The organism is Natronomonas amylolytica (assembly GCF_037031205.1).
Taxonomy (GTDB): domain Archaea; phylum Halobacteriota; class Halobacteria; order Halobacteriales; family Haloarculaceae; genus Natronomonas; species Natronomonas amylolytica.
Genome location: NZ_JAYEZM010000003.1, coordinates 28625 through 49976, shown reverse-complemented (window position 1 = coordinate 49976; position 21352 = coordinate 28625). Strand labels below are relative to the sequence as shown.

The window sequence follows — 21352 nt, the reverse complement described above, 5'->3', positions numbered from 1 at the left end:
TGTGTGGCTGCGGTTCGCGGTGCGGCCCTGGTAGGACTCGAAGGGCGAAGCCGGCTGGCGTTCATTTTAGTCGTCTGAGTGACCGCTATCCGAGCGAGCAGAGCGAGCGAGGATATGTCGCTCAGCGACCGCATGCGAGGGTCGGAGCGACCGCAGGGAGCGAGATCCTCGGAGCGCGAACGGCGACCGAAGGGAGACGTGAGCGCCAGCCGGCTGAGGGCTTCGCAGGCCGCGTGGTTGAGCAAGCCGCCGCGCTCGCCCCATTTATAAGAAGGGTTATGTACACCTCATTCCTCGACCACCAACAGCGCCGTGTTCTCCCGTTCGTCGGCGTACTCGCTTCCAGCCGGCGGCTTGACGTCGAACTCGACGGTTCCGTCGCGCTGGTTCGGCCCGAGTTCGGGCGATAGCTGAAGCTCGGCAGTGCCGTTTTCGTCCGTTTTCGCCGTTTCGACGCCATCCAACCGTGCAGATCCGCCGCGAGCGATGACCGTCGCGTCGCTCACTCCGGTACCGTCGGGGTCGACGACCCGCACCTCGACCGTCTCGTTGCCGGGCACGACCACCTCCGGTTCCGGTTGCGTGTCGAGTTCGGTGACCGAGAGTCCCGAGATGCCCGACAGCATGCTCATCATGACCGAGAGGCTGGCGACGCCGACGACCATCGCGATGACGAGTCGGACGGGCAACCCCTCGATGCCACGTTCGTCGGCGAGAAGTCCGTCGCTGTGTCGCATGGGGTCGGTGGCCGCGGATTCGTATATAAATCCTCGTCGAGGATGGACCCCAAGATGGCCAGGACATCGTTACGACAACCAGTAAGTATCCGCCCCGTGGACTCCTCCGCATGCGACCTCGGGACGCCGCACTCGTCGCGGCCGGCGGCTTCGCTGGCGCCGTGAGCCGTCACGCCGTCGCCGTGGCGTTGCCCGAGGCGTTTCCGTGGGGGACGCTGGCGGCCAACATCGCCGGCGCGTTCCTGCTGGGACTGGTCGTCTACGAGACGGCCAAAAGCGGCCGGATTCCCGACGCCGCGCGACTCCTGCTGTCGACGGGCTTTCTCTCGTCGTTTACCACCTACAGCACCTTCGCCTCCGAGACGGTGGCGCTGGCGCCGCGACTGGCGGCGCTGAACGTCGTCGCCAACTATGCGCTCGGCTTTCTCGCGGTCCTGCTCGCCCGGGAGGTGGTCGGATGGCGCTCGTGAGCGCGCTCGCGGTCGGCCTCGGCGGGGCGGCGGGCGCGCTGGCCCGCTACGCCGTCGGGCAGGCCATCGAGGGCCGGGGAGTCGATACACTCGCGGTCAACGTCCTCGGGAGTTTCGCCATCGGCGTTCTGCTGGCGGCCGGTCTCGGCGAGACAGCGCTGCTGGCCGGTGCCGTCGGCTTCTGTGGGGCCTTCACGACCTTCTCCTCGTTCGCCGTCGAGACGGTTCGGTTGGCCGAGGACGGCGAGACGGGTACCGCGGCGGCCAACGCGGCCGGAACCCTGCTGTTGGCCCTCCTCGCAGTATTGGTCGGGACGGCCGTCGGCGGGTTCCTGTAGCGACTTCCGACGGGCGAAGTTATAGGTCGCTTCCCGTTCCGTAGGATGGTATGTTCACGGATGCCACGCTAATCGACCTCTCGGTCGGCATCGAGGACGGCGCCGCGAGCGAACCGGACCCCGCGGAGATAGACCGGATGGACCACCGCGAGGGCGCCGAATGGCTCGCTCAGAACCTCCAGGCCATGGGCAAGGACGTCGAAGCCGACGACTTCCCCGACGGCACGGCGCTGGCGTGGGAGGAAATAACCGCCATCACCCACACCGCGACCCACATGGACGCGCCGTACCACTACGGCGCCGAAAGCGAGGGCGAGCCGGCCCGCACCATCGACGAGGTGCCGCTGGAGTGGGGCCTCGGCGAGGCCGTCGTCCTCGATATGCGCCATCTCGATTCGGGCGCCGAAATCGGCGTCGACAACCTGCAAGAGGCGCTCAACGAGTTGGACCACGACCTCTCGGCGGGCGAGATCGTCCTCATCCAGACTGGCGCCGACGAGTTGTGGGGCGAGGCGGCGTATCTGACCGATTTCCCCGGGATGGGCGCCGACGCGACCACGTGGCTCGTCGAACAGGGCATCAAGGTCATCGGCACCGACGCCTACGGATTCGACAAGCCGTTCCTCGAGATGGGTTCGCGCTTCGAGGAGACGGGCGACAGCGAGGAACTGTGGCCGTCCCATCTCGCCGGCCGAGAGAAGGAGTACTGCCAGATCGAGAAGATGGCCAATCTCGACGAACTGCCGCGGAAGACGAACGTGCCGCTGGTGGCGTTTCCAATCGTCGTGGAGGACGGCAGCGCCGGGTGGGTTCGACCCGTCGCCGTCATCGAGGAGGACGAAGCATGAAGCTCGCCACCTTCGAGGTCGAGACGCCAGTCGGCCCGAAGCGCCGGGTCGGCGTCGAGGACGAACACGGCGCGTTGGTGGACGTAACGACGGCCTACGCGGCAATGCTGGAGTCGAACGGCGAGGCCGACCCGGTGCCGGTCGCCGAGGCCCACGCCCCGCCCGAGATGAACGCCTTCCTCTCGCGTGGCGAGCGAGCGATGAACGCGGCGAAAGACGCACTGGAGTACGCCCGCCGAAGCGACGCCGAGCGCGGGCCGACCGGCGGCCGTCTCCGCTTCGAGCGCGAGGAGGTCCGTCTGCGAGCGCCGGTGCCGCGGCCCAACTCCCTGCGGGATTTCATGGCCTTCGAGGAACACGTCCGCAACAGCCTCGGCGGCGACCCGCCGGACGTCTGGTACGAGATGCCCGTCTACTACAAGGGCAACGCCGACACCGTCGTCGGCCCCGGTGACGAAGTACCGTGGCCCGACTACTCCGAGCAGGCCGACTACGAACTCGAAATCGCGGCCGTCATCGGCAAGGGCGGCGAGAACATCGACGCCGAGGAGGCCGACGAGTACATCGCCGGCTACACGATACTCGACGATTTCAGCGCCCGCGACATCCAGTTAGAGGAGATGGCAGGCCGCCTCGGCCCCGCCAAGGGCAAGGACTTCGCGTCTGCGTTAGGGCCGTATCTCGTCACGCCCGACGAGTTCGACCCCGAAACCGCCGAGATGACCGCCGAGGTCAACGGCGAGACGTGGTCGGAGGGCGTCGCGGGCGAGATGTACCACTCCTTCGCGGACATCATCGAACACGTCTCGCAGGACGAACCCCTCCATCCGGGCGACGTGCTGGGCAGCGGCACCGTCGGCGAGGGCTGTGGGCTGGAGTTGGGACGGTTCCTCGATGCGGGAGACACCGTCCGTCTGACCGTCGAGGGCCTCGGGACGCTGGAGAATACGATTCGCTAGGAGCTATCGGCGCTCAACCGCCGGAGTTCGACCTCGAAATCCCGCTCGGAGAGCTGTTCGGTCGTTCGGTTCAGTTCCGAACGCAACTCCTCGATTTCCGCCGTGAGTTGGGTGTAGGCATCGTTGGTGGCCAACTCGTGGGCGTTCTTCTGTGTCTGGAGGGCGGCACGCTTCGAGGCCAGCGCGAAGAACTCCTGCAACTGGCGGTCGTACTCGGAGCGGGACAGCAGCGTGTCGACGGCATCGAGCAGTTCGTCCCGTCGAATCGGCTTGACGATGTACTCGTCGAAGCCGAGTTCGATGATGTCGAAATCGGGTTCGACGGCGGTCACCATCGAGACCTGACAGCCGTACCCCTCCGTGCGGATGTGGTCGAGCACCTCGTCCCCCGAAACCCGCGGCATCAGTCGGTCGATGAGGGCGACGTCGACCGCCCCCGAGAGGACGCTGATCGCCTCCTCACCACCGTACGCCGTCCGAACCTCGTACTGTTCGGACAGCCACGCCGAATACAGGTCCGCGAGGTCCCGCTCGTCGTCGACGACCAGCACGGTCGGTGTCTCGTCCGTCATATGCGTCCCCTTGAGTCGTATGGCCGCTGGACTCCAATAGTATTCCGGCCGTTTTCGGAACCTGAAAAAAGCGACTGATATTTGAGGGTAGAGACGGTGACTATCCTCTCGTCCGCCAACTCGAGTGGGTCGGCCACCCCGCCGAAGGTTCGTTGCTCCCCTCTCGGAGCATCGGGCATGGCCAGCGGCCGAGGGCGGTACCAGCACTCAACGTTTTTTGATGCTGCCAGCAAAGTCGACATCTATGCGCCGTCGCGCGTTCCTCGCATCCGCCCTGACTGTCGCCGCCACCACTGCGGGGTGTAGTGCCTTCGAATCACGGACCGAACACACGACCCCGACGGTAAAGACCGACGACGACCCCCGGGATAACGCGAAGTATCTCGAATTTCGCGGGGACGGCACGACTCTCGCTACCGTGGGCGTCGACCCCACGTTTTCCCCCTTGCCGGACCATTTTTTCACGTCGATTTCACACCCCGAGGATACCGAACTGCAGTCGCTCACACAGCGGTTCGTGGCACTGGGTGGCGATGGCACTCCGCCACGGCTCGCGCTCCAAGGCCCGTTTATGGGAGACCACGAACCCCACCCGTCCGTCTCACTGTTCCGAGAGGGAACGGCTGCAGTCGTCGAAGTCCACCGGTTCGGCGAAATCGCCGACGAGACCGCCTTTATCGAACTTCCGGTCACCCGCTGGCCCGAGTCGGCCCGTCGGCTCGTCGTTGAGAACACGGTCGAACTCGTCGAACCGGGGCTAACCGACCAAAGACACGTCCTCGACGGGCAACTCGAATTCGAGTTGTCAACTGGGACCGAGGCCGGCGAATGAACGCCCGACACGCCGGATTCGCGAGACATAGCTATTGAAAAGCAGGGTTTTTCAGGCGGCCCCGATGACTCGGGGGCTGGCGTCGGCCGTCGCTTACTCCCCTGCCGACAGCGGCCCGAATCGAACGAGGCCGACCAGAACAACCACCGAAAGGAGCAGCCCGGCAATCGACTGCAGCCACGTGTGAGCGCCGGCGAGTGGCCGGGCGACCACCATCCCGACCGCGACGACGGCGACCGGCGCGAACCGCGCGTTCACGACCAACAGGTAGCCCGCCGGCACCACCGCGTAGATGACGTGACTCGAGACGTCCCAGACCGGCGTAATCAGGAGATGCGGAACGGTGACAGCCACGAGAAGCAGCGAGAACGCCGGAACGTGGTCCCCCCACTCTCGGCGCCGCCAGACGAACCATATCAGGAGGATGCCGACACCCAAGCCGGCACTCCCCGTGAAATCCGGCCCCCATTCCGGGAGTTCCCCGACCATCCGTGGCACACCCTGATAGATGGCGAACGCGACGACCCACCCGAACCCGAGAACACCCACACGACCACCGAGGCCCGCGAGTGAACGCCCCGACTCCGCTCGCCATTCGTAACTGATGACCAGCAGACTACAGAGGAGGACGAAGAACTCGGGTGCGAACACCTCGGAATACGTCCGTGCAACGTCGGTCAGCATACAGCGAATCGCCCGCACGTCTCCCTTGTCCCGGTTTCGGTTTTTTGCGGGTCGACAGAACACGACCCACAGGAGCCACGAGCAGGGTCATTCCCCGATGTCGAAGACGTCGAACCGCGCGCCGCCGTCGATACCATCCCGTACCCGAATCTACCCCCGTTCTTCGAGAGAATCGTCTATCTCACTGCAACTCATCTTCATCGTCGGTATTGGTCGTTGGTGACAAGTGAGGAACGAAACGAGCCCGACGGGATTTGAACCCGCGACATCTTGGTCCGGAACCAAGCACTCTGTCCACTGAGCTACGGGCTCTTATCAGTCGATAGCTCCGACGGCGGTTTAACCGTTGCGACACGCACCCCCGAATTAATCCGGCCGGGTCACGTAATTGGCGGCATGTATACGGTCCAATATTACGACCTCGTGCTGGCTGGCATCATTCTCTCGCTGGCCACTGGCGGCGCTATCGGCGCGCTGACGAGCGTCTCGATGCCGCTGGCCATCGCTGTACTCGGAGCGGTTTCGATAGCACTCATGGGTCATGCGATGTTCGTCAGAGGTCCGGTCGACGACTTCGAGGACCTGACCGACGAAGTGGATATCGAAGACGCGTCGGTGCCGCTCGTCGACTAAACGTCGAAAAGAAAGCGTAGAACGGCGGGGGGACGAAAGGCGGTGTTCGTTACGGCGATTCGCCGGTTTCCAGCGAGAACTCGGCGGTCGGATAGGCGACGCAGGTCAGCGTGTAGCCCTCGTCGAGTTCGGGTTCGCCGAGCATCTGGTTGGTGTGGTGCTCGACGTAGTCCTCGCTGTTGCCGCCGTCAGCGATGTGACCGGCACAGGAGATACACTGGCCTTCACGACAGGCGTAGGGCAAATCGAAGCCCTCGTCCTCGCCGGCCTCCAGCAGCGTCTCGTTTTCCTGGACCTCGATGGTCTCGCCTTCCTTCACGTACTCGATCTCGTAGGTTTCGGCCTCGTCGTCGGGGATGGCCGCCGGACCGGCATCCTCCTCTTCCTCGCCGAGTTCGCCCTCGGCCTCACCCTCGCCGGCACCGACGGCCGCGGCGGCAGCGCCGCCACCGCCGACGGTGCGGTTGCTGGGTTCGGGGAACTCCGTCTCGGGGACCGTCTCGGCCCGCGTTTCGAGGACCTCCTGTGAGATGTCCTCGCGGGGCTGCCACTCCGAGCCCTTCGAGAAATGCAGGACGACCGCGATGAGCGTCAGCGCCGCCCCGCCAACGATACCCACTGTCGTAACCATATGCGTGCGTTGGTCAAGGCCCTTCAATAGCGTTGTGATTCCGCGCCTTTTCGGCGGGGCGAAGGCCGGCAGTCAGAGCCGACGGACCGTCTGGAGGGTTTCGGCCGCCTCGCGAGCGGCCGCAAAGAGGTCTCGCTTGCGTCCGACATCCCGCGTCTCCTCGGCCTGCCGGGAAAGCGCCGCAATCTCGCGGGCGAGCGCGGCCTCGGCCGCCCCGAGGTCGCCAGCGGCACTCTCGCCGGCGGCCTCACCGTCGGCGTCCGCCTCCCGCCGAGCAGGTGGGTCGACGCGTGCGGGCCGACGCTCGCGGGCGGGCGCCGGACGGGTCTCGGTCGGTACCTCGTCCTGTATCTGCTCGTCGGCCGGTTCCGCGGCCGCTTCGACGGTAGGCTCCGACGGGTCGGCGCGGGACTGCGGTTCGGTCCCCGCGGTCGACTCGCCGGGCGAGGGCTGGCCCTCCGCGGCCGTCGTCTCGGCTGGTTCGGGCTCGGGGGCGGGCTGCTGGCCGTTCGCGGCGGCTTCGGCCGACGCCGCGCCATCTTCCTCTGCTGCCGGGCCGACGAAGTTGCCGTTCTCGTCGACGACCTGCTGGCAGGTGGGACAGAACTCGTCGCCCTCGTAGCGGAACACGGGCGAGTGACACTCCTTGCAGTGGCGGTTGGTCATCGTCGCACCCTGCAGGAGGAGTTCGCTCATCCGCTCGGAGGCCTGTCGCTTCTCCTTGTCTTCCTCGTACTTCTCGCGAAGCTTCTCGCGTTCGGCTTCGCGGTCGAAATCGCTCATACACGAATCCACGCGTTTCCGCGGCAAAAGGACTGCGCTCGGGGGCCCCGCCGATTCCACACGGTTTTGTCGCTGGGCGACGCCGGCCTCGATATGGACGACCTCTTCGGAACCGTCGGAACGTGGACCTCGCTTTCGGACCCCGCCGTCGCGGAAATCGCCGCGGGCGGCGGCTTCGATTTCGTCGTCGTGGACACCGAACACACGCCGCTTGGCCTCGAATCGGTCGCCGACTGCGTCCGGGGCGTCGCGGCCGCCGACGGCACCGCCGTCGTCCGGGTGCCGTCGAACGACCCGGTGCGCATCAAGCGCCTGCTCGATATCGGCGCCGACGGCCTGCTCGTGCCGATGGTCGACACCGCTGAGGAGGCCCGCGCCGCCGTCGATGCGACCCGGTATCCGCCGGCCGGCGTTCGTGGCGTCGCCGCCGCCCGCGCCGCCGACTACGGCCGCACCTTCGAGGACTACGTCCGGGAGGGCCACCGCGACCTCTCGCTTATCGTCCAGATAGAATCGGGCGAGGCCGTCGACAACGCCGCCGACATCGCGGCGGTCGACGGCGTCGACGCCCTCTTCGTCGGGCCGGCGGACCTCTCGGCCTCGCTCGACCGCTTCGCCGAGTGGACCGACGCGGAGTTCCTCGCGGCCGTCGAGAAGACCACCGAGGCCGCCGAGGCGGCGGGCGTTCCCGTCGGCACGCTCGGGACGACGGCCGAGCAGATCGAGGCGCTCGGCTCGCTCGGCTTCGATTACATGGTCGCGGGCGCGGATTTCACACACCTCGTCGAGGGGCAAAAACGGGCGCTCGATGCCGCCGAAGACGTCCTCTGAGAGTTAAAAGTCGGCCTCGACGGTGCCGTCCTCGTCGAGGTAGATGACGGCGTCGAACAGGTCCGTGAACTGCTCGACGACGGCGGCGTCGTGGACCTCCTCCGAGAGGTGGAAGAGGCCGACGGCGTCGTGGCTCTCCAGCAGTTCCAGCAGTTCCGCGACCGCTTCGAGGGCGCGGTCGTCGTCCGCGTAGTAGGCCATCTCGGTCACCGAATCGAGGCTGATGCGGCGCTTGCCCTCGTTTTCGGTGAGGAACTCGCGGGTGATGTCGACGACGCCCGCCAGGTCGTCGGGCGAGGAGACGTAGTGGACGTGGTCCGACGAGCGTCGCGAGTAGCCCCGCTCTACCGAGAGGGTATCGAGGATGTCCGCCTTCGTCTCGTCGACGCCGTAATACTCCAGTTTCTGCTGGACCTCGCGGGCGGTCGTCCGCGTCGAGATGACGAGGAAGCGGTCGGTATCGGTGTTCAGAAACTCCGTATCGATGCGGTCGGTCTCGCCGGTGCTCGGATGAATCAGCAGGATACCGGTGCCGCCGGGAACCGAATCGGGCGCGTTCTCGATGGCGAGTTCGTAGTCCATGCCGGGATACGGGGCCGGGGCCGTCTTAAATTGTGGCGGGGTCAGAACACCGAGTCGGCGGTCGCGGCGCCGACGACGCTGAACACCGCGCCGACGCCGACCGCCCGCGCCGTGACGAAGGCGATCTCGGGCCACGGCGTCCCCTTCAGAAACGTGTCGGGCGCGCCGAACGCGAGCGCGAGGACCAGCACCGACCCGTAGGAGACGACCATCAGCGAGGCAAAGCGCGTCGGAATCCCGACCGCGATATCCGATTCGTCGTCCGGATTCCGGCCGGCCGCCTTATAAAGCGCGGCGTAGCCGATGGCGAAGACGATGCCGGCCGTCGCCAGCGACTGGAGGAGGGTCATGTCCTCGGCGAGGACCCACACCTCCTCGGTGACGACGAACGGGCCCGCAAGCAGGAACCCGCCGACGACCTGCTGTGCGGAGTCGGCCAACCGAAAGTTCGTTTTCGGGCGGCGAAGCCGTGCCATATTCGACCCTGACGCCCGTCGAATATAAACGGCGCCGTCCGAGACGCGACCGCGACGTCCACACGGCCCCAAGCCGTGGCGGTTTTGGTCGGCGCGCTCCCACCCCCGGTATGAGTGTTCGCGCCGAATTCGATTCGTGGGCCGCCGACGGCCGCGACAAGGGAATGGAGGAACGCCACTGGCACACCGCCAAACACGCGCTGGGGCGGATGCCCGTCGAGGAAGGCGACACCGTCCTCGATCTGGGCTGTGGCAGCGGCTACGCCGCCCGTGCGCTCCGGGAGGCCAAGAACGCCGGCCGCGCCTACGGCCTCGACGGCGCCCCCGAGATGGTTCGCAACGCCCGCACCTACACCGACGACCCCAACGTGGGCTACGTCCTCGGCGACTTCCAGTCGCTGCCCTTCGACGACGACAGCATCGACCACGCCTTCTCGATGGAGGCCTTCTACTACGCGCCCGACCCCGTCGGCGCTCTCGAAGAACTGCGACGGGTCCTCCGATCCGGCGGCACCTTCTACTGTGCGGTCAACTTCTTCGAGGAGAACGTCCACACCCACGAGTGGCAGGACACCATCTCCATCGACATGACGCGATGGAGTTACGAACAGTATCGCGAGGCCTTCCGCGAGGCCGGCTTCCACGTCGCCGAACAGGACACCATCCCCGACCGCGAAACCGAGATTCCGCCCGCCGAGGCGTTCCCGACCGAGGATTGGGAGACCCGGGAGGCGATGGTCGAGCGGTATCGGGAATACGGAACGCTGCTGACCGTCGGCGTCGTGCCGTGACGGACCACAATTGGTTCGCCGGTCGCGCTCGAAAGGGACCCATGAGCAGTCAGATCGCTCGATCAGGGACGAGCACATGAATCGACGCCGAGCGGATACCGTCGTTGGATTCCTCGTTGCGTCCGTCCTCTTTGGTGGCGGAATCCTCAGCTGGCAGGCCTATCAGCAGCGCCGTGCCCTCGATCAGTCGATGGGGTCGATGATGGATACATCGATGGGAGCGATGCACGGCCCGAATCCACTGTGGTACGTGTTCGGAACGCTTCTCATCGCGGCTGTTATCGGCGGGGGATATCTCCTGATTCGTGAAGAGATCGCAGTTCCGGACGGGAACAACCATACAGAAAGTATCGACCTCAGTTCGACGTCGGCGGAACAGGCCCAACCGACGGATGATGAGGACCAGATAGCTGGCTCGCCAAATCCAGAGGCACGTCCCAACGCGCGTGTCCTCGATCTGTTACCTGACGACGAGCGACGGATCCTCAGGCCCGTACTCGAATCGCCCGGTATCACGCAGATCGAACTGCGCGATCGATCTGATTTCTCGAAAAGCAAGGTGAGCCAAACGGTGAGTGCTCTCGAGGAGCGCGGCTTGTTGTACCGGGAACGGCAAGGGAGAACCTATCGCGTCTACCCAAGCGAAGACCTTCAGCAGCAACAGTCTAGCTTCTAAAAAGTATCTCAGCACCGAGTACGCGACTCATCGTGCTACGCTAGCAGCAACTGTATCCCCCGAATTCGGAGGGTATGAACGATAATAAGGGAGAGAAACAGTTAGAAGACGTTATAGACGTTCTCGAACGTTCTCCTGTGTGTGTTCACACCCACGGAGATAACCTCTGACCCCCCGTAGGACGACTTGAGGCGACGGATAATGACCAACAGAAAACTCGGAGGTTGGCTGCTCGTGGCGCTCGCGATCGTCGGACTCGCGTTCGCAGCCCCAGTAGTCAGCGCACACGGTGACGAACCGACACAGGGGAACGAAACGGTAGCTGGCGAGATGGCCGAAAGCGACACAGCGGGCTGGGCGGCTTGGATGGAAGGCCGCATGACCGACCACATGGGGCCGGGTGCCGTCGAGGAGATGGAATCGCACACGGGCATGACCGTCGATGAGATGGCCCAAGAGATGGCTGATGACAACCACCCCCACCGCGGGATGAACGGTCAGGCAAACGGCTGCTAAGGCTCTGACCAGTTCCGCTCGTCTGCCAGACTACCACGACTCACCGAACACACGACACAGATGACACAACTCACCAACTCCCTCGGACGTACGACTCGTCGAATAGCGATCCTCGCCATCCCGCTGCTCGTTGCAGCAACAGGCACGGTTGCTGCCCACAGTGGCGAAAGCTACGGCGGCATGATGGGTGGCGGCTGGAGCCTCTTCGGCGGGGCGATGGGCCTCTGGGGGCTCCTCTGGATGGGGCTCCTCATCGCCGCCCCGGTCTACATCGCCTATTCGCTCCTCGACCGAGAATCCAGTGGGGACGATGAGCGGTCGCTGTCGGTTCTCCGTGAGCGCTACGCCCGCGGTGAAATCTCGGACGACGAGTTCGATCGACGGCGAGAACAGCTCGAACGTACCGGATGACCGGAACAACTGTTCCAACCGGTACCACTCCCACCCGATGGCCGCCGTGGCAGCCCCGAACCGTTAACCCCGTGGACGGGGTATGTAATTCATGGACTATACAATACAAACGTCCGTGACCGGCGATTTCGACGACGTCGTCGATACGACGATCACTGCGCTTGAAGACGAGGGATTCGGCGTTCTCTGTGACATCGACATACAGGCGACACTCGACGAAAAACTCGGCGAAGAATTCCGCCAGTACCGTATCCTCGGGGCATGCAATCCCCCTCTGGCATACGAGGGGTTGACCGAAGAGATCGAACTCGGCGCGCTCCTCCCCTGTAACGTCATCGTCTACGAGTCAGATGACGGCGATGTCGTGGTAAGTGCAGTCGATGCACATCGATTGGTCGGCATCACCGACAACGATGCGCTCGATTCCATCGGAACTGAGGTCACTGAACGATTCGAGCGTGTGCTGGCGGCCGTTACAGAGGAACTCGGCTCTGCATCGGAGGCCTGACTTCGAAGTCTTCATCGAAGCCACGACCATACTACCCCTATACTTTGCAGTGCTCGTCTCCCTCCTCGTGCATACGCCTCCTTTAAAATCGGCCTCGCACGTTGCGTTCCCCATCATCGAAGCGGGGACTTGCTTTCGAATCGAAGAGACAGGTCCTCTTCACCTTATGATTATGAGTAGAAATGTGGTTAAGCCACAAGACCGTAGTAACCAACGTGACCAAGGTCATCCTCTTCACCCAAGAAACGTGCGGGGCGTGCGAAACACAGCGGGAGAAAAACGACGGCCTCGAAAACGAGTATCCGGACGTCGAGTTCCGGGAGGTCGACATCCGGGCCGACCTCGAAACGGCCGAGGAGTACGGGGTCCGGAAGACGCCGACGACACTCGTTTACGCGAACGACGAACGCATCGCCGAGTTCATCGGCATCGTCGAGCGGAACGAACTAGAGGCGGCCATCGAGCGCGCGACCCAGCAGTCGTCCGGACTCGCTCAGCGCATCGTCGGTGCCGTTCGCAGATGACGACCAACGGAACGACTCAACTCATATGACACAGTACAATCGACGACAGTTCTTGGGAGTAGTCGGTGCCGGCGCAGTCGCCAGCACGGGCCTCTCCCAGCCAGCGAGCGCACAGGAGACACCCGTCGTGAAGATGGGCAACAACTACTTCGACCCGATCGGCCTGCACATCGAGCCGGGAACGACCGTCCGGTTCGAACTCGCGGCCGGCGCGCACTCGGCGACGGCCTACTCGGACCGGATCCCCGACGATGCCACCGCCTTCGATAGCAGGACCATCTCGGAAGGAAGCTTCGAGCACACCTTCGAGGAGCCGGGAACGTACGATTACTACTGCATCCCCCACAAATCGGTCGGGATGGTCGGTCGGATCGTCGTCGGTAGCCCGAGTGGTCCAGCCGAGGAGAGTTCGATTCCCGACGGCGAGGTCCCGACGAGCGAATCGATCGTCGAGCAGGGGGCAGTCGCCTACGGGTCCGGCAGCGATGATGACGGGAACACCGGTGGGGGAATGATGGGGCGAGGTGGTCCTGGAATGATGAGCGGCCGGAGAGGAGGCTGGACCGGTGGCGTTCCATTCGTTGGGGGAGCACTCGGAATGCTGGGTATTCTTGGTGGGGCGCTCTACTTGCTGGCAAATCAAGACACCGCTCCCCCGAAAAACGACTCGGCGAGAGAGACCCTTCAGAACCGCTATGAACGAGGTGAGATCGACGAGGAGGAGTTCAGAAAACGTCGGAAACGGTTAGCAGATGGCGAGGAGGACTCGTTCGAGTAACGTTCGTCGTCCCTATTTGGACCGGAAGTCTATCGCGGTCCTGACACGGGTTCATCGCCTGTTCCTCCGATGGCTCCAGTAGAGCAATCCTACCGTGAGGAGAAAAACGAGAGTGCCGATATCGTAGGACCATTTGTATGCTGTCGTGGTAAGGCTCGTTGCTGGCCCACCAAGTACACCGATAAGCGGGGCAAGAATCGGGGCCGTACACCCGATACAGGTGACGAGTCCGAACACGCCCGAAAAGACGCCACGAGTCACGTCGAGGACGTTCACATAGAGGAGGTACGCCAAGGACGCATAGCCGACTACCTCGAAGGGGAGGAGGAACAGTCGAAGCCACGGGCTGGTGAACGCGAGCATGGGACCCCAGCCGGGGGCATACATCTCGACGCGGAGATCGACCGGTGCTCCAGCAACCCCGAGGCCAACGTTGCCGGGGAGGTACAGTATCGTGAGGAGGTAGACCCCCGCGATATAGACCGCGACTAATCGATGCGGCCAACTCCCGGGGTTCGCATTCGACCGGAACACGGCCCAAAGACCGGCATTGATCCAGATGAATGGGTAAACCAGATAGCGTATCTCGTCGGTCCGCTGAGCGGACGTGACTGCGAAGTACGCGAACAGCAGGGTTGCTTCGACGAGAACCACAGCTACCCAGACCCGAGTCGTCCGCCCCTCGGTCGACCACAGACGGTCGTACGTATGCAGGTTCATACGAGGAGTGCGTCGACGAATATCGCGAGCAGCAAACAGCCGAGATACGCGTTCGACGCGTGGAACGTCCGGAACGCTGCCTGTTCGGTCTGCTCGCGGAACAGTCGCAGAACCGTCCAGAGGAACATGCCGCCGACCAAGACGATAGTCATGGCGTACAGCCAGTCGAGTTGGGTCGTGATCCCGAGTACGACCGAACTGAGCAACGTCGCCCCGAGGTAGAGCAGGATATGTCGTCGAGTCGTTCCTTCACCGCGCACCACTGGAAGCATCGGAAAGCCGGCCCGTGCGTAGTCGTCCTTGTAAGCGAGCGCGAGGTTATAGAAGTGTGCGGGCGTCCACAGAAAGATCACGCCCCCGAGGAGGACGGCAGGCATACCGACTGTGTTTTCGACGGCAGCCCAGCCGATCAACGCGGGAAACGCGCCGACTGCGCCACCGAGAACGATATTCTGTTGGGTGTGGGGCTTGAGTACGAGCGTGTACACGACACTATAGAACAGGATCGCGAGCAAAGCCAGCAGGGCAGACAGAACGTTTACGAAGGAGACAAACACGCCGACGGACAGCCCAGTTAAAAGAAAGCCGAAGGTGACGGCCCGGTAAACAGGGATTCGTCCCTCTACGAGCGGTCGGTCAGCTGTCCGATCCATCTCTTGGTCGACGTCGCGTTCGAGAACGTTGTTGAACGTCCCGCTCGCACCAACAGCAAGTACACCACCAGTAACAGTCGTGACGGCCGTTTTCACCGGTAAGTCAGGACCAGCGGCCAACGTCATGGCTGCCACAGCGACGAGACAGAGAAGCCACATCAAACGAGGCTTCATTAGCTCGACGTACGCGGAGACCTGATTCCGTAGGATGGAGAACTTCCCAGTCGGCTTCGTGGACGGGTCAGGCCCCGCGATATCGCCAGTTGGGGCTGATTCGGGTTCTTGGTAGGTTATTTCGTTCGCCGAATCGGCCGTGACTGGCGAGTTCGTATTCACGCTCTCTAGGTGTAACAGGAGCGCGAGAATCGTGAGCGCGAAGATGCCCACACCCAAGACGAGGTGAACGTCGGACAGAGCGGCCGTATCCCGTGTGACAGCCAGCGCGCCGACACCAACCTGAAACGGATACAGAAGTACTGCGAGCGAAAGGATGGCGCTGACACGACCGCTCCGGTAACGCCACGCGAGTAGCAGCGTCACCGCGAGCAGCAGGCCGATCATCAGCGCCGCGATTCGGTGCCCGACGGCCACGAGCACGGCCGGATCACTCAGGTTATCGATCGCTCCGGGGCCGCACGTCGGCCACCCTGAGCAGGCTGTACCGCCGTCGAGCAAGGTGGTGACGCCGCCGACCGCCAACAGTAGGTACGTACCCATCGTACTCGCCCAGACGAGTATAGTGAGGCGAGTTTCAGCCGGGGTGACGTGGGGGGAATTGTCGTCGAACATCTAGTTGGTTGGTAGATAGACGAACGCGAAGACGAGAACTGACACCAGCGTGAGGAAGTGCCAGTACACCTCCGTCGTCTTCGGCATCAGGTTCCGGTTGCTGCTGAAGTGGTCACGGATCCACGCTCTGGCGAGGACGATGTCGACCATCACAAGCCCGGCTCCAACGTGAAGCGCGTGTAGTCCCGTCAGCGCGTAATACGTCGCCCCATAGGGCCCGCTTGTCCAGTCGAGGCCGGCCGCGAGCAACGACCCCCATTCGAGTCCCACCAGCGCGAGGAAGATGACGCCGAGAAGGAACGTCAGGGAGAACCCGGTGACGAATCGGCTCCGGTTGTCCCTCTCGATGCTCCGACGACCGAGATGAATCGCCAGACTCCCGAGAACCAGAGAGATCGTCATCGCGGCCCCAAACGCGAGACTCGGCGCCGGAAGATCTGCTATCGGTGGGAAGCTCCCGCCCCGTTCGGCCCCCAGATAGAACCACGAGACGAACAGGGCGAGGAAGATGAGTATCTCGCCAAGGACCACGATGTACATCGATAGGAGCCCCGTCTCGATGCCGAGCCGTTGTCGTTTCTGTTCCGGAACGACGCCCTGCTCGAACTCGTCTATCGTGTATTCCCACGTCCAGCCAGCGATCCCGTAGATCATGACCGGGATACCGACGATGAGGACCGGCACCCACACCAGTCCGAGAGCAGTAAAGAACATCCCCACTCCGACGAAGAAGGGATATTTGCTGCCGTGAGGGAACCCTTCGGCACCTGTCCCCTGACGAACCGGTTCACCTGGACGTTCGTCACCAGTAGTCGCTTCTGTATCGCTCATTGTGTGTTCTTCCTGTCAATTCCGTCAGCCGTCTCGTCACTCCGTTCTTTCGCGCGATTCACGGCGATCTCTCGCACATCAGTGCTCGTCTTCATCGCCGTGCTCACCTCCGTTCTCCTCGGTCTGGAACGATTCCGGAACCTCTCCACCGTTCTCCTCGGCCCAGTGCTCGTAGTCTTCCGGACTGACAACGTATACTGTCGCTAACATTTTTGAATGGCCTTTCCCACACAGCTCCGCACACGTAACGGTGTACGTGTCGGCAGCAAGCTGTTCGTCGCCGGCCTCGATGGTCGTCTCACCGTCCACCTCCTCGACGTAGAACCAGGCATCGTTAACCTGCCCCGGCAAGGCGTCTTTCTTCACGCCGAGTTCCTGAATCGCGAAGCTATGGATGACGTCGGCGGACGTGATTTCCAGATTTACGACCGTCCCAGCCGGCACGACGACCCGTTCACCCTGCGTATCGGACATGCCGTCGACGTCGAACCGCCAGAACCACTGACTCGCCGTGACGCGTACGTCGAGTTGTCGGTCGACGTCGAGTTGCGCCGCAGCCGTGTCAGCGGACGCTTCGTCCGTTTGAACGAGCGTCGACGCTCCGACGAACATCGTCGTCACCATGAGGAACGTCATCCCGATGGCGAACACCGCGAGCATGAACCGGCCCCGCTGTACGTCCGGCATGAACGCACGGCTCCGTCGACCGGCACCGTAGGTGAATATCGCATAGGCGATGAGCGCGACCGTAATCCCACCGCCAAGGATGGCGATCAGGAACATCGTCTGCTGGAAGCTGTGGATGATCTCGATCGGCTGTGCTGCAGGAACGTCGCTCAGTACCACACGGAGGAAGTCGTACAGGAAGGCAGCAAGCCCGACGAGGATCACAACCGACCAGAAGACGGCCTCGCGGGCACTCCCGCTTTCGTCCGGAACCGTGTCGTCGGCGCTCATCGGCTTTCACCTCCGCTTTCATCGCTACGATCACTGTCTGCAGTTGCCTCCTCCGGCTTGCCTCCGTCGGAGGCTGTTTGTACGTCCTCGTCCGTCGTGCCACCGTCAGCGGTCGCATCTCGGTGCGATGTTACGACGGCCGGCGTCGGAGGCCGGTAGGGGAATCCGTCCCACTCCGGCGACGACATACCTCGTTCACCGAACAGTTCCTCCCAGGGGTGTTCGACTCGATCGCCGGCACGGAGACTCCAGAGAAGGTTGATCAGGAACGCCGCCTGACCGATCGCGACGACGAACGCCAAAACGGTAGCGAGGATATGGAGTTGCTGGAGCCCCGGTGCGTAGGTGTAGGTCGCATAGCGGCGCATCATCGGGACTTCCTGCTCGCCGAGGATCCCGATTGCGAAGAACAGCAACGGGACACCTCCAATCGTCGTCGCCGCGTGGAACTTCGCGAGCGTGCTGTTGTACATCCGGCCGGTCATCTTCGGATACCAGTAGTAGATGCCGGCGATGAGCCCGAACACGCCGACCATGAACAGCGTGAAGTGGAAGTGAGCCACGACGAAGTAGGTGCTGTGGAGTTCGAGGTCCATTACCGGTTGGCCGAGCATGATTCCCTCCATTCCGGAGTATACCAACCCGACGAGGACGCCGATGGAGAACAGCATCGGCGTCGTCAGGTGAATCCGGCCGCGCCACATCGTCGCTATCGTCGCGAACAGGTAGATGCCGAAGGCAACGGCGATTCCCATCGAGAACACCATGAACGCGTAGCGGCTGGCCGCGATACCACTAGCGAACATGTGATGGGCCCAGACACCGACGGATAGCACCGTTAGCGCGATGAACGAACCCAGAATGGCCTTGTACCCGAAAATAGGCCGTTCGGAGAATCGTGAGATGACTTCGACGGCGATCCCCATGCCAGGGAGCACGAGAACGTACACTTCTGGGTGACCGAACGTCCAGAAGACCCACTGGTACAACAGCGGGTCACCGCCAGCCCGCGCGGTGAAGAAGACCATCCCGAGGTTGCGTTCGAGGAAGGTCATCCCCCACGCGCTGAGTAGCCACGGGAGCGAGTACAGGGCCAGAATCGAAGTGAACACACCGATCGCCCAGATAAATATCGGGATGTCGAACCAGCCCATATCGTTCCGTCGCTCGTTCAACACGGTCACGAGGAAGTTGATGGCACTTCCCGTCGAAGTAATGCCGAACACGGCGACACCCAGAATAGCGAGGTCAGTCCCGACGGTATTGAGCATCGAATTCAGTGGGGGGTACTGGAACCAGCCTGCATTCGTCGGGAGGCCCGTGAGTCCGAGCGCGTTCGTCAGGAACGGCAACCAGACGAGAAGACCGCCCGCGCCGATACCCCACGCACCGAGCGCGTTCATTCGTGGGTATGCCATCTCGTCGGCCCCCACCATCAGCGGGATGAGGTAATTGGCAAACGCGCCGGAAAGCGGGAGAATGACGAAGAAGATCATCGTGATTGCGTGCACACTAATCAGCGAATTGTAGCCGGCAGGGTTCAGGAAGACGCTGTCCGGACCCATCGCAAGGTCCGTTCGGAATATCAACGCGAGGGTGCCCCCGAGTGCGAAGAAAAACAGAGCGTGCCAGAGATAGATGATTCCGATTACCTTGTGGTCTGTCGTGTAGAGCCAATATCGCCAGCCGGTCGGTCCGTGGTCGTCGTGACCGCTGTCGTTCTCGGCATGTGCATCCTCGACTGAGACGTCGTGTTCTGCCATTTTAGTGCCCTCCCTCTTCCATATCGCCGCCGGAATGGATCATCTCCCGCAGTTCGTGGACCTGGTCGAGAAGTGCCTCACCGTGCAGCGGGTCCAGCTCGGGGATTCGATCCGTATCGGCGGTCATTGCTGGACTCCACCCGCTCGGGTCCGATACCGATTCAGTACCGCCATCGCCCCAGAGTTCTCCGACCACGACCGCACCTGCCATTTTAAATTGGTGGTGCGGTTGGCAGTAGTAGAAGTAGACTCCCTCCTCCTCGAACTGGTGAGAGAAGCCCCCCTCCTGCCCGATCTGCTCGGCCATCTCCCGGTTGTGCCGTTCGTCGATCAATTCGTCCTGATCGATGCCGTGTGTACCTGCACGATACCCGGAATCGAAGGAATGGGCATCGTCCGGAATCAACCGCATGAACAGATCTGCGCTACCGAATGCGGTTACCGAGTGGGTTCGGCGTTCCGAAACGCCCCTCTGGGAAAAGTGCTCCCAGAACACCGTCTGGCCGGGTTCGACCCAAGCGACGTGTGGCATGAAGTGGTAGTTGTTCGAGTCGTCCGTCGCGGCAGTCATCGCGATGGTGACCGCCTCCATCTCCATGTGGCCCTCCGGCATCTCCATCTCAAACTGGGTCGGCTCTGCCGGGTATTCACCGTGAGCGGGGGCGCCTTTGAACATCGACAGCGCGTCGACATCCATTACCGATGCCATCGAGGAATCAAGCGCCCCTGAGGTCATCGTACAGCCGGCAAGAGAAGTGGCACCACCCAGCCCCGCTATCCGTTTGAGGTACCGGCGTCTTGTTGGACGTACCATTTCTACCCGGCTATTATACTACGAGTGCTTAAGTCGTGATTATAGTTAACACCCCTCATAACTAGTGAGGGCGAATATTTGCCCCCACAAACGGCCTCACTGGTTAATGAGAAACCTGCTTGCGTCCGTGGGTTTCACCTTCAACAGGATATGTTCCGGTAAGGTAGTTCTCCCCGATCGTCGTGATGCGATATTTACCTCGTTCGACACGTTCCATGAGACCGTTCTCTGTTAGTTCTCCGAGACGCCGATTTACTTCTTCACGGCTGTAGCCGGTGTTGTATGCGATGATACTCGGTGTCAGTACGAGGCGGGAGGAGTGAAACAGCTCCAGAATGTCGTCGTCCATCGGAGCCATCCATTCGGCGGGTTGGCGCACTTGGCTCGGATCCTCAAGGATAAGGTTGGCCCAAGCCTCACGGCGGAGGTCGTTTCGGATCGGATTGTAGAGTCCATAGATCACGAGAAGAGCGGCCAACGTGTGGATCGCGTGTGACCAAGCGGGGGCCACCAGATCCGCGAGCGGACCGCCGATTGCGAAGACGAGGAGGCCGAGAAAGAGTACCTGAACGAATCGGTAGTAGGAACCGATCGATCGGTTGCGCACAAGCAGATACGTGAAACCAACCATCGATAGACTTCCGACCAGAAGATTGTACCACTGGAACGCATCGATAGTATGCATTATGACTCACCACGAGCGGACGTATCGGGGGCGATTCTGCGTTCGAAGAGGATCGTGAACCCGATAAACAGTAGAACGCCAGTCAATGTCGCACTTTTCAGAATCTGGGCGAGTAGTTCGGACTGTGGAGACATAAATACAATCCCGTGATAAACGCTAAACAGCATCATAACTATCGAGAGGACGACGACAACCCGGCCAATAACCGATTTCCGGAGGATGCTCCACGTGAGAAGAGAGAACGTCATAGCTACCGTCCCCGTAACGAGAGAGGACAGGAGCGTTACATTTCCCCACAGCCCAGCGTCCATGCTAGACTCTATCAATATATATAATATAAGTCTATGGGAGGGGTCGGGAGTTAAGTAGTAAGCCAAGTGAAGTATCAGCAATGACGTGGCGCGCGAAAATAACGGGACGAAGTACGAGGGTGGGTGTTATTCTTATTATAGTCGGGGTCCTGCTGTTGTTGTCACTTCGGTTCTGGGCTAGCCCGATTGCTCGACGGATTATGGGAGAAAATCCCCCGGGGTTCGTTGACTTTATGGGAATTTTCGTCT

29 protein-coding genes and 1 tRNA gene are annotated in these 21352 nt (G+C 62.4%); 14 read left to right on the top strand and 16 right to left on the bottom strand.

What is annotated here, in order from left to right; genetic code table 11:
• Nucleotides 1-287 precede the first annotated feature (287 nt).
• Nucleotides 288-737 carry a DUF7382 domain-containing protein gene (locus tag U5914_RS05335; protein WP_336134725.1) on the bottom strand — a complete coding sequence of 150 codons (450 nt, stop codon included), beginning with the start codon at nucleotides 735-737 and terminating at the stop codon, nucleotides 288-290.
• A gap of 110 nt (nucleotides 738-847) precedes the next feature.
• Here U5914_RS05335 and U5914_RS05330 point away from each other — a divergent pair, with 110 nt between their 5' ends.
• Genes U5914_RS05330 through U5914_RS05315 form a run of 4 tightly spaced genes read left to right on the top strand, consistent with a single transcriptional unit; the run spans nucleotide 848 to nucleotide 3352 of the window.
• Complete coding sequence (locus U5914_RS05330; RefSeq protein WP_336134724.1) at nucleotides 848-1207, top strand: fluoride efflux transporter FluC; 360 nt, start codon at nucleotides 848-850, stop codon at nucleotides 1205-1207.
• On the top strand, nucleotides 1195-1545 hold the full coding sequence (locus U5914_RS05325; RefSeq protein ID WP_336134723.1) for a fluoride efflux transporter FluC: 351 nt from the start codon (nucleotides 1195-1197) through the stop codon (nucleotides 1543-1545). The genes U5914_RS05330 and U5914_RS05325 overlap by 13 nt, the downstream gene beginning before the upstream one ends.
• A 50-nt stretch (nucleotides 1546-1595) precedes the next feature.
• A complete protein-coding gene (locus tag U5914_RS05320; protein ID WP_336134722.1) occupies nucleotides 1596-2393 on the top strand; it encodes a cyclase family protein in 798 nt (265 codons plus the stop codon).
• Complete coding sequence (locus U5914_RS05315; RefSeq protein ID WP_336134721.1) at nucleotides 2390-3352, top strand: fumarylacetoacetate hydrolase family protein; 963 nt, start codon at nucleotides 2390-2392, stop codon at nucleotides 3350-3352. Before U5914_RS05320 ends, U5914_RS05315 begins: the two co-directional genes overlap by 4 nt.
• Here U5914_RS05315 and U5914_RS05310 read toward each other — a convergent pair.
• A complete protein-coding gene (locus U5914_RS05310; RefSeq protein ID WP_336134720.1) occupies nucleotides 3349-3924 on the bottom strand; it encodes a HalX domain-containing protein in 576 nt (191 codons plus the stop codon). The two genes, U5914_RS05315 and U5914_RS05310, sit on opposite strands and share 4 nt — an antisense overlap.
• A gap of 244 nt (nucleotides 3925-4168) precedes the next feature.
• Between U5914_RS05310 and U5914_RS05305 the strand changes: the two genes are divergently transcribed.
• The gene (locus U5914_RS05305) at nucleotides 4169-4756 is read left to right on the top strand and encodes a DUF8121 family protein (protein ID WP_336134719.1); all 588 of its coding nucleotides are present in this window, start codon (nucleotides 4169-4171) and stop codon (nucleotides 4754-4756) included.
• A 93-nt stretch (nucleotides 4757-4849) separates the two neighbouring features.
• On the opposite strand, the gene U5914_RS05300 is transcribed toward U5914_RS05305, so the two are convergent.
• Both U5914_RS05300 and U5914_RS05295 read right to left on the bottom strand, forming a co-directional pair.
• Nucleotides 4850-5440 carry a hypothetical protein gene (locus tag U5914_RS05300; protein ID WP_336134718.1) on the bottom strand — a complete coding sequence of 197 codons (591 nt, stop codon included), beginning with the start codon at nucleotides 5438-5440 and terminating at the stop codon, nucleotides 4850-4852.
• 239 nt (nucleotides 5441-5679) lie between these two features.
• Nucleotides 5680-5752 (bottom strand) — tRNA-Arg (locus tag U5914_RS05295).
• A gap of 84 nt (nucleotides 5753-5836) precedes the next feature.
• Between U5914_RS05295 and U5914_RS05290 the strand changes: the two genes are divergently transcribed.
• On the top strand, nucleotides 5837-6073 hold the full coding sequence (locus tag U5914_RS05290) for a DUF8015 family protein (RefSeq protein WP_336134717.1): 237 nt from the start codon (nucleotides 5837-5839) through the stop codon (nucleotides 6071-6073).
• Nucleotides 6074-6122: 49 nt separating this feature from the next.
• On the opposite strand, the gene U5914_RS05285 is transcribed toward U5914_RS05290, so the two are convergent.
• Both U5914_RS05285 and U5914_RS05280 read right to left on the bottom strand, forming a co-directional pair.
• Nucleotides 6123-6704, bottom strand: coding sequence for a 2Fe-2S iron-sulfur cluster-binding protein (locus U5914_RS05285; RefSeq protein ID WP_336134716.1), 582 nt, complete (start codon nucleotides 6702-6704; stop codon nucleotides 6123-6125).
• A 72-nt stretch (nucleotides 6705-6776) separates the two neighbouring features.
• A complete protein-coding gene (locus U5914_RS05280; RefSeq protein WP_336134715.1) occupies nucleotides 6777-7487 on the bottom strand; it encodes an Sjogren's syndrome/scleroderma autoantigen 1 family protein in 711 nt (236 codons plus the stop codon).
• Between the two features lie 93 nt (nucleotides 7488-7580).
• Here U5914_RS05280 and U5914_RS05275 point away from each other — a divergent pair, with 93 nt between their 5' ends.
• Nucleotides 7581-8318 (top strand): HpcH/HpaI aldolase family protein, encoded by a 738-nt coding sequence (locus U5914_RS05275; protein ID WP_336134714.1) that lies wholly within the window; start codon nucleotides 7581-7583, stop codon nucleotides 8316-8318.
• A gap of 3 nt (nucleotides 8319-8321) precedes the next feature.
• Here the strand turns inward: U5914_RS05275 and U5914_RS05270 are convergent, their stop codons facing one another.
• Both U5914_RS05270 and U5914_RS05265 read right to left on the bottom strand, forming a co-directional pair.
• Nucleotides 8322-8900 carry a DUF7090 family protein gene (locus U5914_RS05270; RefSeq protein WP_336134712.1) on the bottom strand — a complete coding sequence of 193 codons (579 nt, stop codon included), beginning with the start codon at nucleotides 8898-8900 and terminating at the stop codon, nucleotides 8322-8324.
• Between the two features lie 41 nt (nucleotides 8901-8941).
• Nucleotides 8942-9376, bottom strand: coding sequence for a DUF2391 family protein (locus U5914_RS05265; protein ID WP_336134710.1), 435 nt, complete (start codon nucleotides 9374-9376; stop codon nucleotides 8942-8944).
• 110 nt (nucleotides 9377-9486) lie between these two features.
• Here U5914_RS05265 and U5914_RS05260 point away from each other — a divergent pair, with 110 nt between their 5' ends.
• From U5914_RS05260 to U5914_RS05230, 7 genes are all read left to right on the top strand, one after another.
• Complete coding sequence (locus tag U5914_RS05260) at nucleotides 9487-10167, top strand: class I SAM-dependent methyltransferase (protein WP_336134709.1); 681 nt, start codon at nucleotides 9487-9489, stop codon at nucleotides 10165-10167.
• A gap of 76 nt (nucleotides 10168-10243) precedes the next feature.
• The gene (locus tag U5914_RS05255) at nucleotides 10244-10843 is read left to right on the top strand and encodes a helix-turn-helix transcriptional regulator (protein WP_336134708.1); all 600 of its coding nucleotides are present in this window, start codon (nucleotides 10244-10246) and stop codon (nucleotides 10841-10843) included.
• Nucleotides 10844-11044: 201 nt separating this feature from the next.
• Nucleotides 11045-11359, top strand: a complete 315-nt coding sequence (locus U5914_RS05250) for a hypothetical protein (RefSeq protein ID WP_336134706.1) — start codon at nucleotides 11045-11047, stop codon at nucleotides 11357-11359.
• Nucleotides 11360-11419: 60 nt separating this feature from the next.
• Nucleotides 11420-11770, top strand: coding sequence for an SHOCT domain-containing protein (locus U5914_RS05245; protein ID WP_336134705.1), 351 nt, complete (start codon nucleotides 11420-11422; stop codon nucleotides 11768-11770).
• Nucleotides 11771-11861: 91 nt separating this feature from the next.
• Nucleotides 11862-12278, top strand: a complete 417-nt coding sequence (locus tag U5914_RS05240; protein ID WP_336134704.1) for a DUF302 domain-containing protein — start codon at nucleotides 11862-11864, stop codon at nucleotides 12276-12278.
• A 215-nt stretch (nucleotides 12279-12493) separates the two neighbouring features.
• Nucleotides 12494-12802 carry a thioredoxin family protein gene (locus U5914_RS05235; RefSeq protein ID WP_336134702.1) on the top strand — a complete coding sequence of 103 codons (309 nt, stop codon included), beginning with the start codon at nucleotides 12494-12496 and terminating at the stop codon, nucleotides 12800-12802.
• A 25-nt stretch (nucleotides 12803-12827) separates the two neighbouring features.
• A complete protein-coding gene (locus U5914_RS05230) occupies nucleotides 12828-13580 on the top strand; it encodes a plastocyanin/azurin family copper-binding protein (protein WP_336134700.1) in 753 nt (250 codons plus the stop codon).
• Between the two features lie 51 nt (nucleotides 13581-13631).
• Here the strand turns inward: U5914_RS05230 and U5914_RS05225 are convergent, their stop codons facing one another.
• The 8 genes from U5914_RS05225 to U5914_RS05190 form a co-directional block, all read right to left on the bottom strand.
• Complete coding sequence (locus U5914_RS05225) at nucleotides 13632-14300, bottom strand: DUF7546 family protein (RefSeq protein WP_336134698.1); 669 nt, start codon at nucleotides 14298-14300, stop codon at nucleotides 13632-13634.
• Nucleotides 14297-15742 (bottom strand): heme o synthase, encoded by a 1446-nt coding sequence (locus tag U5914_RS05220; protein WP_336134696.1) that lies wholly within the window; start codon nucleotides 15740-15742, stop codon nucleotides 14297-14299. Before U5914_RS05220 ends, U5914_RS05225 begins: the two co-directional genes overlap by 4 nt.
• The gene (locus tag U5914_RS05215) at nucleotides 15743-16573 is read right to left on the bottom strand and encodes a cytochrome c oxidase subunit 3 (RefSeq protein ID WP_336134695.1); all 831 of its coding nucleotides are present in this window, start codon (nucleotides 16571-16573) and stop codon (nucleotides 15743-15745) included.
• Nucleotides 16574-16651: 78 nt separating this feature from the next.
• Nucleotides 16652-17530 carry a cytochrome c oxidase subunit II gene (locus tag U5914_RS05210; RefSeq protein ID WP_336134693.1) on the bottom strand — a complete coding sequence of 293 codons (879 nt, stop codon included), beginning with the start codon at nucleotides 17528-17530 and terminating at the stop codon, nucleotides 16652-16654.
• Nucleotides 17527-19293, bottom strand: coding sequence for a cytochrome c oxidase subunit I (locus U5914_RS05205; protein ID WP_336134692.1), 1767 nt, complete (start codon nucleotides 19291-19293; stop codon nucleotides 17527-17529). Before U5914_RS05205 ends, U5914_RS05210 begins: the two co-directional genes overlap by 4 nt.
• A 1-nt stretch (nucleotide 19294) precedes the next feature.
• A complete protein-coding gene (locus U5914_RS05200) occupies nucleotides 19295-19990 on the bottom strand; it encodes a plastocyanin/azurin family copper-binding protein (RefSeq protein ID WP_336134691.1) in 696 nt (231 codons plus the stop codon).
• 220 nt (nucleotides 19991-20210) lie between these two features.
• Nucleotides 20211-20792 carry a hypothetical protein gene (locus U5914_RS05195; RefSeq protein ID WP_336134690.1) on the bottom strand — a complete coding sequence of 194 codons (582 nt, stop codon included), beginning with the start codon at nucleotides 20790-20792 and terminating at the stop codon, nucleotides 20211-20213.
• Nucleotides 20792-21103 carry a hypothetical protein gene (locus U5914_RS05190; RefSeq protein ID WP_336134688.1) on the bottom strand — a complete coding sequence of 104 codons (312 nt, stop codon included), beginning with the start codon at nucleotides 21101-21103 and terminating at the stop codon, nucleotides 20792-20794. Before U5914_RS05190 ends, U5914_RS05195 begins: the two co-directional genes overlap by 1 nt.
• Nucleotides 21104-21352 lie beyond the last annotated feature (249 nt).

Excerpts from the sequence above, each read along its gene's own strand:
- U5914_RS05335 (WP_336134725.1), bottom strand. The coding sequence starts at position 737 with ATGCGACACAGCGACGGACTTCTCGCCGACGAACGTGGCATCGAGGGG.
- U5914_RS05330 (WP_336134724.1), top strand. The coding sequence starts at position 848 with ATGCGACCTCGGGACGCCGCACTCGTCGCGGCCGGCGGCTTCGCTGGC.
- U5914_RS05325 (WP_336134723.1), top strand. The coding sequence starts at position 1,195 with ATGGCGCTCGTGAGCGCGCTCGCGGTCGGCCTCGGCGGGGCGGCGGGC.
- U5914_RS05320 (WP_336134722.1), top strand. The coding sequence starts at position 1,596 with ATGTTCACGGATGCCACGCTAATCGACCTCTCGGTCGGCATCGAGGAC.
- U5914_RS05315 (WP_336134721.1), top strand. The coding sequence starts at position 2,390 with ATGAAGCTCGCCACCTTCGAGGTCGAGACGCCAGTCGGCCCGAAGCGC.
- U5914_RS05310 (WP_336134720.1), bottom strand. The coding sequence starts at position 3,924 with ATGACGGACGAGACACCGACCGTGCTGGTCGTCGACGACGAGCGGGAC.
- U5914_RS05305 (WP_336134719.1), top strand. The coding sequence starts at position 4,169 with ATGCGCCGTCGCGCGTTCCTCGCATCCGCCCTGACTGTCGCCGCCACC.
- U5914_RS05300 (WP_336134718.1), bottom strand. The coding sequence starts at position 5,440 with ATGCTGACCGACGTTGCACGGACGTATTCCGAGGTGTTCGCACCCGAG.
- U5914_RS05290 (WP_336134717.1), top strand. The coding sequence starts at position 5,837 with ATGTATACGGTCCAATATTACGACCTCGTGCTGGCTGGCATCATTCTC.
- U5914_RS05285 (WP_336134716.1), bottom strand. The coding sequence starts at position 6,704 with ATGGTTACGACAGTGGGTATCGTTGGCGGGGCGGCGCTGACGCTCATC.
- U5914_RS05280 (WP_336134715.1), bottom strand. The coding sequence starts at position 7,487 with ATGAGCGATTTCGACCGCGAAGCCGAACGCGAGAAGCTTCGCGAGAAG.
- U5914_RS05275 (WP_336134714.1), top strand. The coding sequence starts at position 7,581 with ATGGACGACCTCTTCGGAACCGTCGGAACGTGGACCTCGCTTTCGGAC.
- U5914_RS05270 (WP_336134712.1), bottom strand. The coding sequence starts at position 8,900 with ATGGACTACGAACTCGCCATCGAGAACGCGCCCGATTCGGTTCCCGGC.
- U5914_RS05265 (WP_336134710.1), bottom strand. The coding sequence starts at position 9,376 with ATGGCACGGCTTCGCCGCCCGAAAACGAACTTTCGGTTGGCCGACTCC.
- U5914_RS05260 (WP_336134709.1), top strand. The coding sequence starts at position 9,487 with ATGAGTGTTCGCGCCGAATTCGATTCGTGGGCCGCCGACGGCCGCGAC.
- U5914_RS05255 (WP_336134708.1), top strand. The coding sequence starts at position 10,244 with ATGAATCGACGCCGAGCGGATACCGTCGTTGGATTCCTCGTTGCGTCC.
- U5914_RS05250 (WP_336134706.1), top strand. The coding sequence starts at position 11,045 with ATGACCAACAGAAAACTCGGAGGTTGGCTGCTCGTGGCGCTCGCGATC.
- U5914_RS05245 (WP_336134705.1), top strand. The coding sequence starts at position 11,420 with ATGACACAACTCACCAACTCCCTCGGACGTACGACTCGTCGAATAGCG.
- U5914_RS05240 (WP_336134704.1), top strand. The coding sequence starts at position 11,862 with ATGGACTATACAATACAAACGTCCGTGACCGGCGATTTCGACGACGTC.
- U5914_RS05230 (WP_336134700.1), top strand. The coding sequence starts at position 12,828 with ATGACACAGTACAATCGACGACAGTTCTTGGGAGTAGTCGGTGCCGGC.
- U5914_RS05225 (WP_336134698.1), bottom strand. The coding sequence starts at position 14,300 with ATGAACCTGCATACGTACGACCGTCTGTGGTCGACCGAGGGGCGGACG.
- U5914_RS05220 (WP_336134696.1), bottom strand. The coding sequence starts at position 15,742 with ATGTTCGACGACAATTCCCCCCACGTCACCCCGGCTGAAACTCGCCTC.
- U5914_RS05215 (WP_336134695.1), bottom strand. The coding sequence starts at position 16,573 with ATGAGCGATACAGAAGCGACTACTGGTGACGAACGTCCAGGTGAACCG.
- U5914_RS05210 (WP_336134693.1), bottom strand. The coding sequence starts at position 17,530 with ATGAGCGCCGACGACACGGTTCCGGACGAAAGCGGGAGTGCCCGCGAG.
- U5914_RS05205 (WP_336134692.1), bottom strand. The coding sequence starts at position 19,293 with ATGGCAGAACACGACGTCTCAGTCGAGGATGCACATGCCGAGAACGAC.
- U5914_RS05200 (WP_336134691.1), bottom strand. The coding sequence starts at position 19,990 with ATGGATGTCGACGCGCTGTCGATGTTCAAAGGCGCCCCCGCTCACGGT.
- U5914_RS05195 (WP_336134690.1), bottom strand. The coding sequence starts at position 20,792 with ATGCATACTATCGATGCGTTCCAGTGGTACAATCTTCTGGTCGGAAGT.
- U5914_RS05190 (WP_336134688.1), bottom strand. The coding sequence starts at position 21,103 with ATGGACGCTGGGCTGTGGGGAAATGTAACGCTCCTGTCCTCTCTCGTT.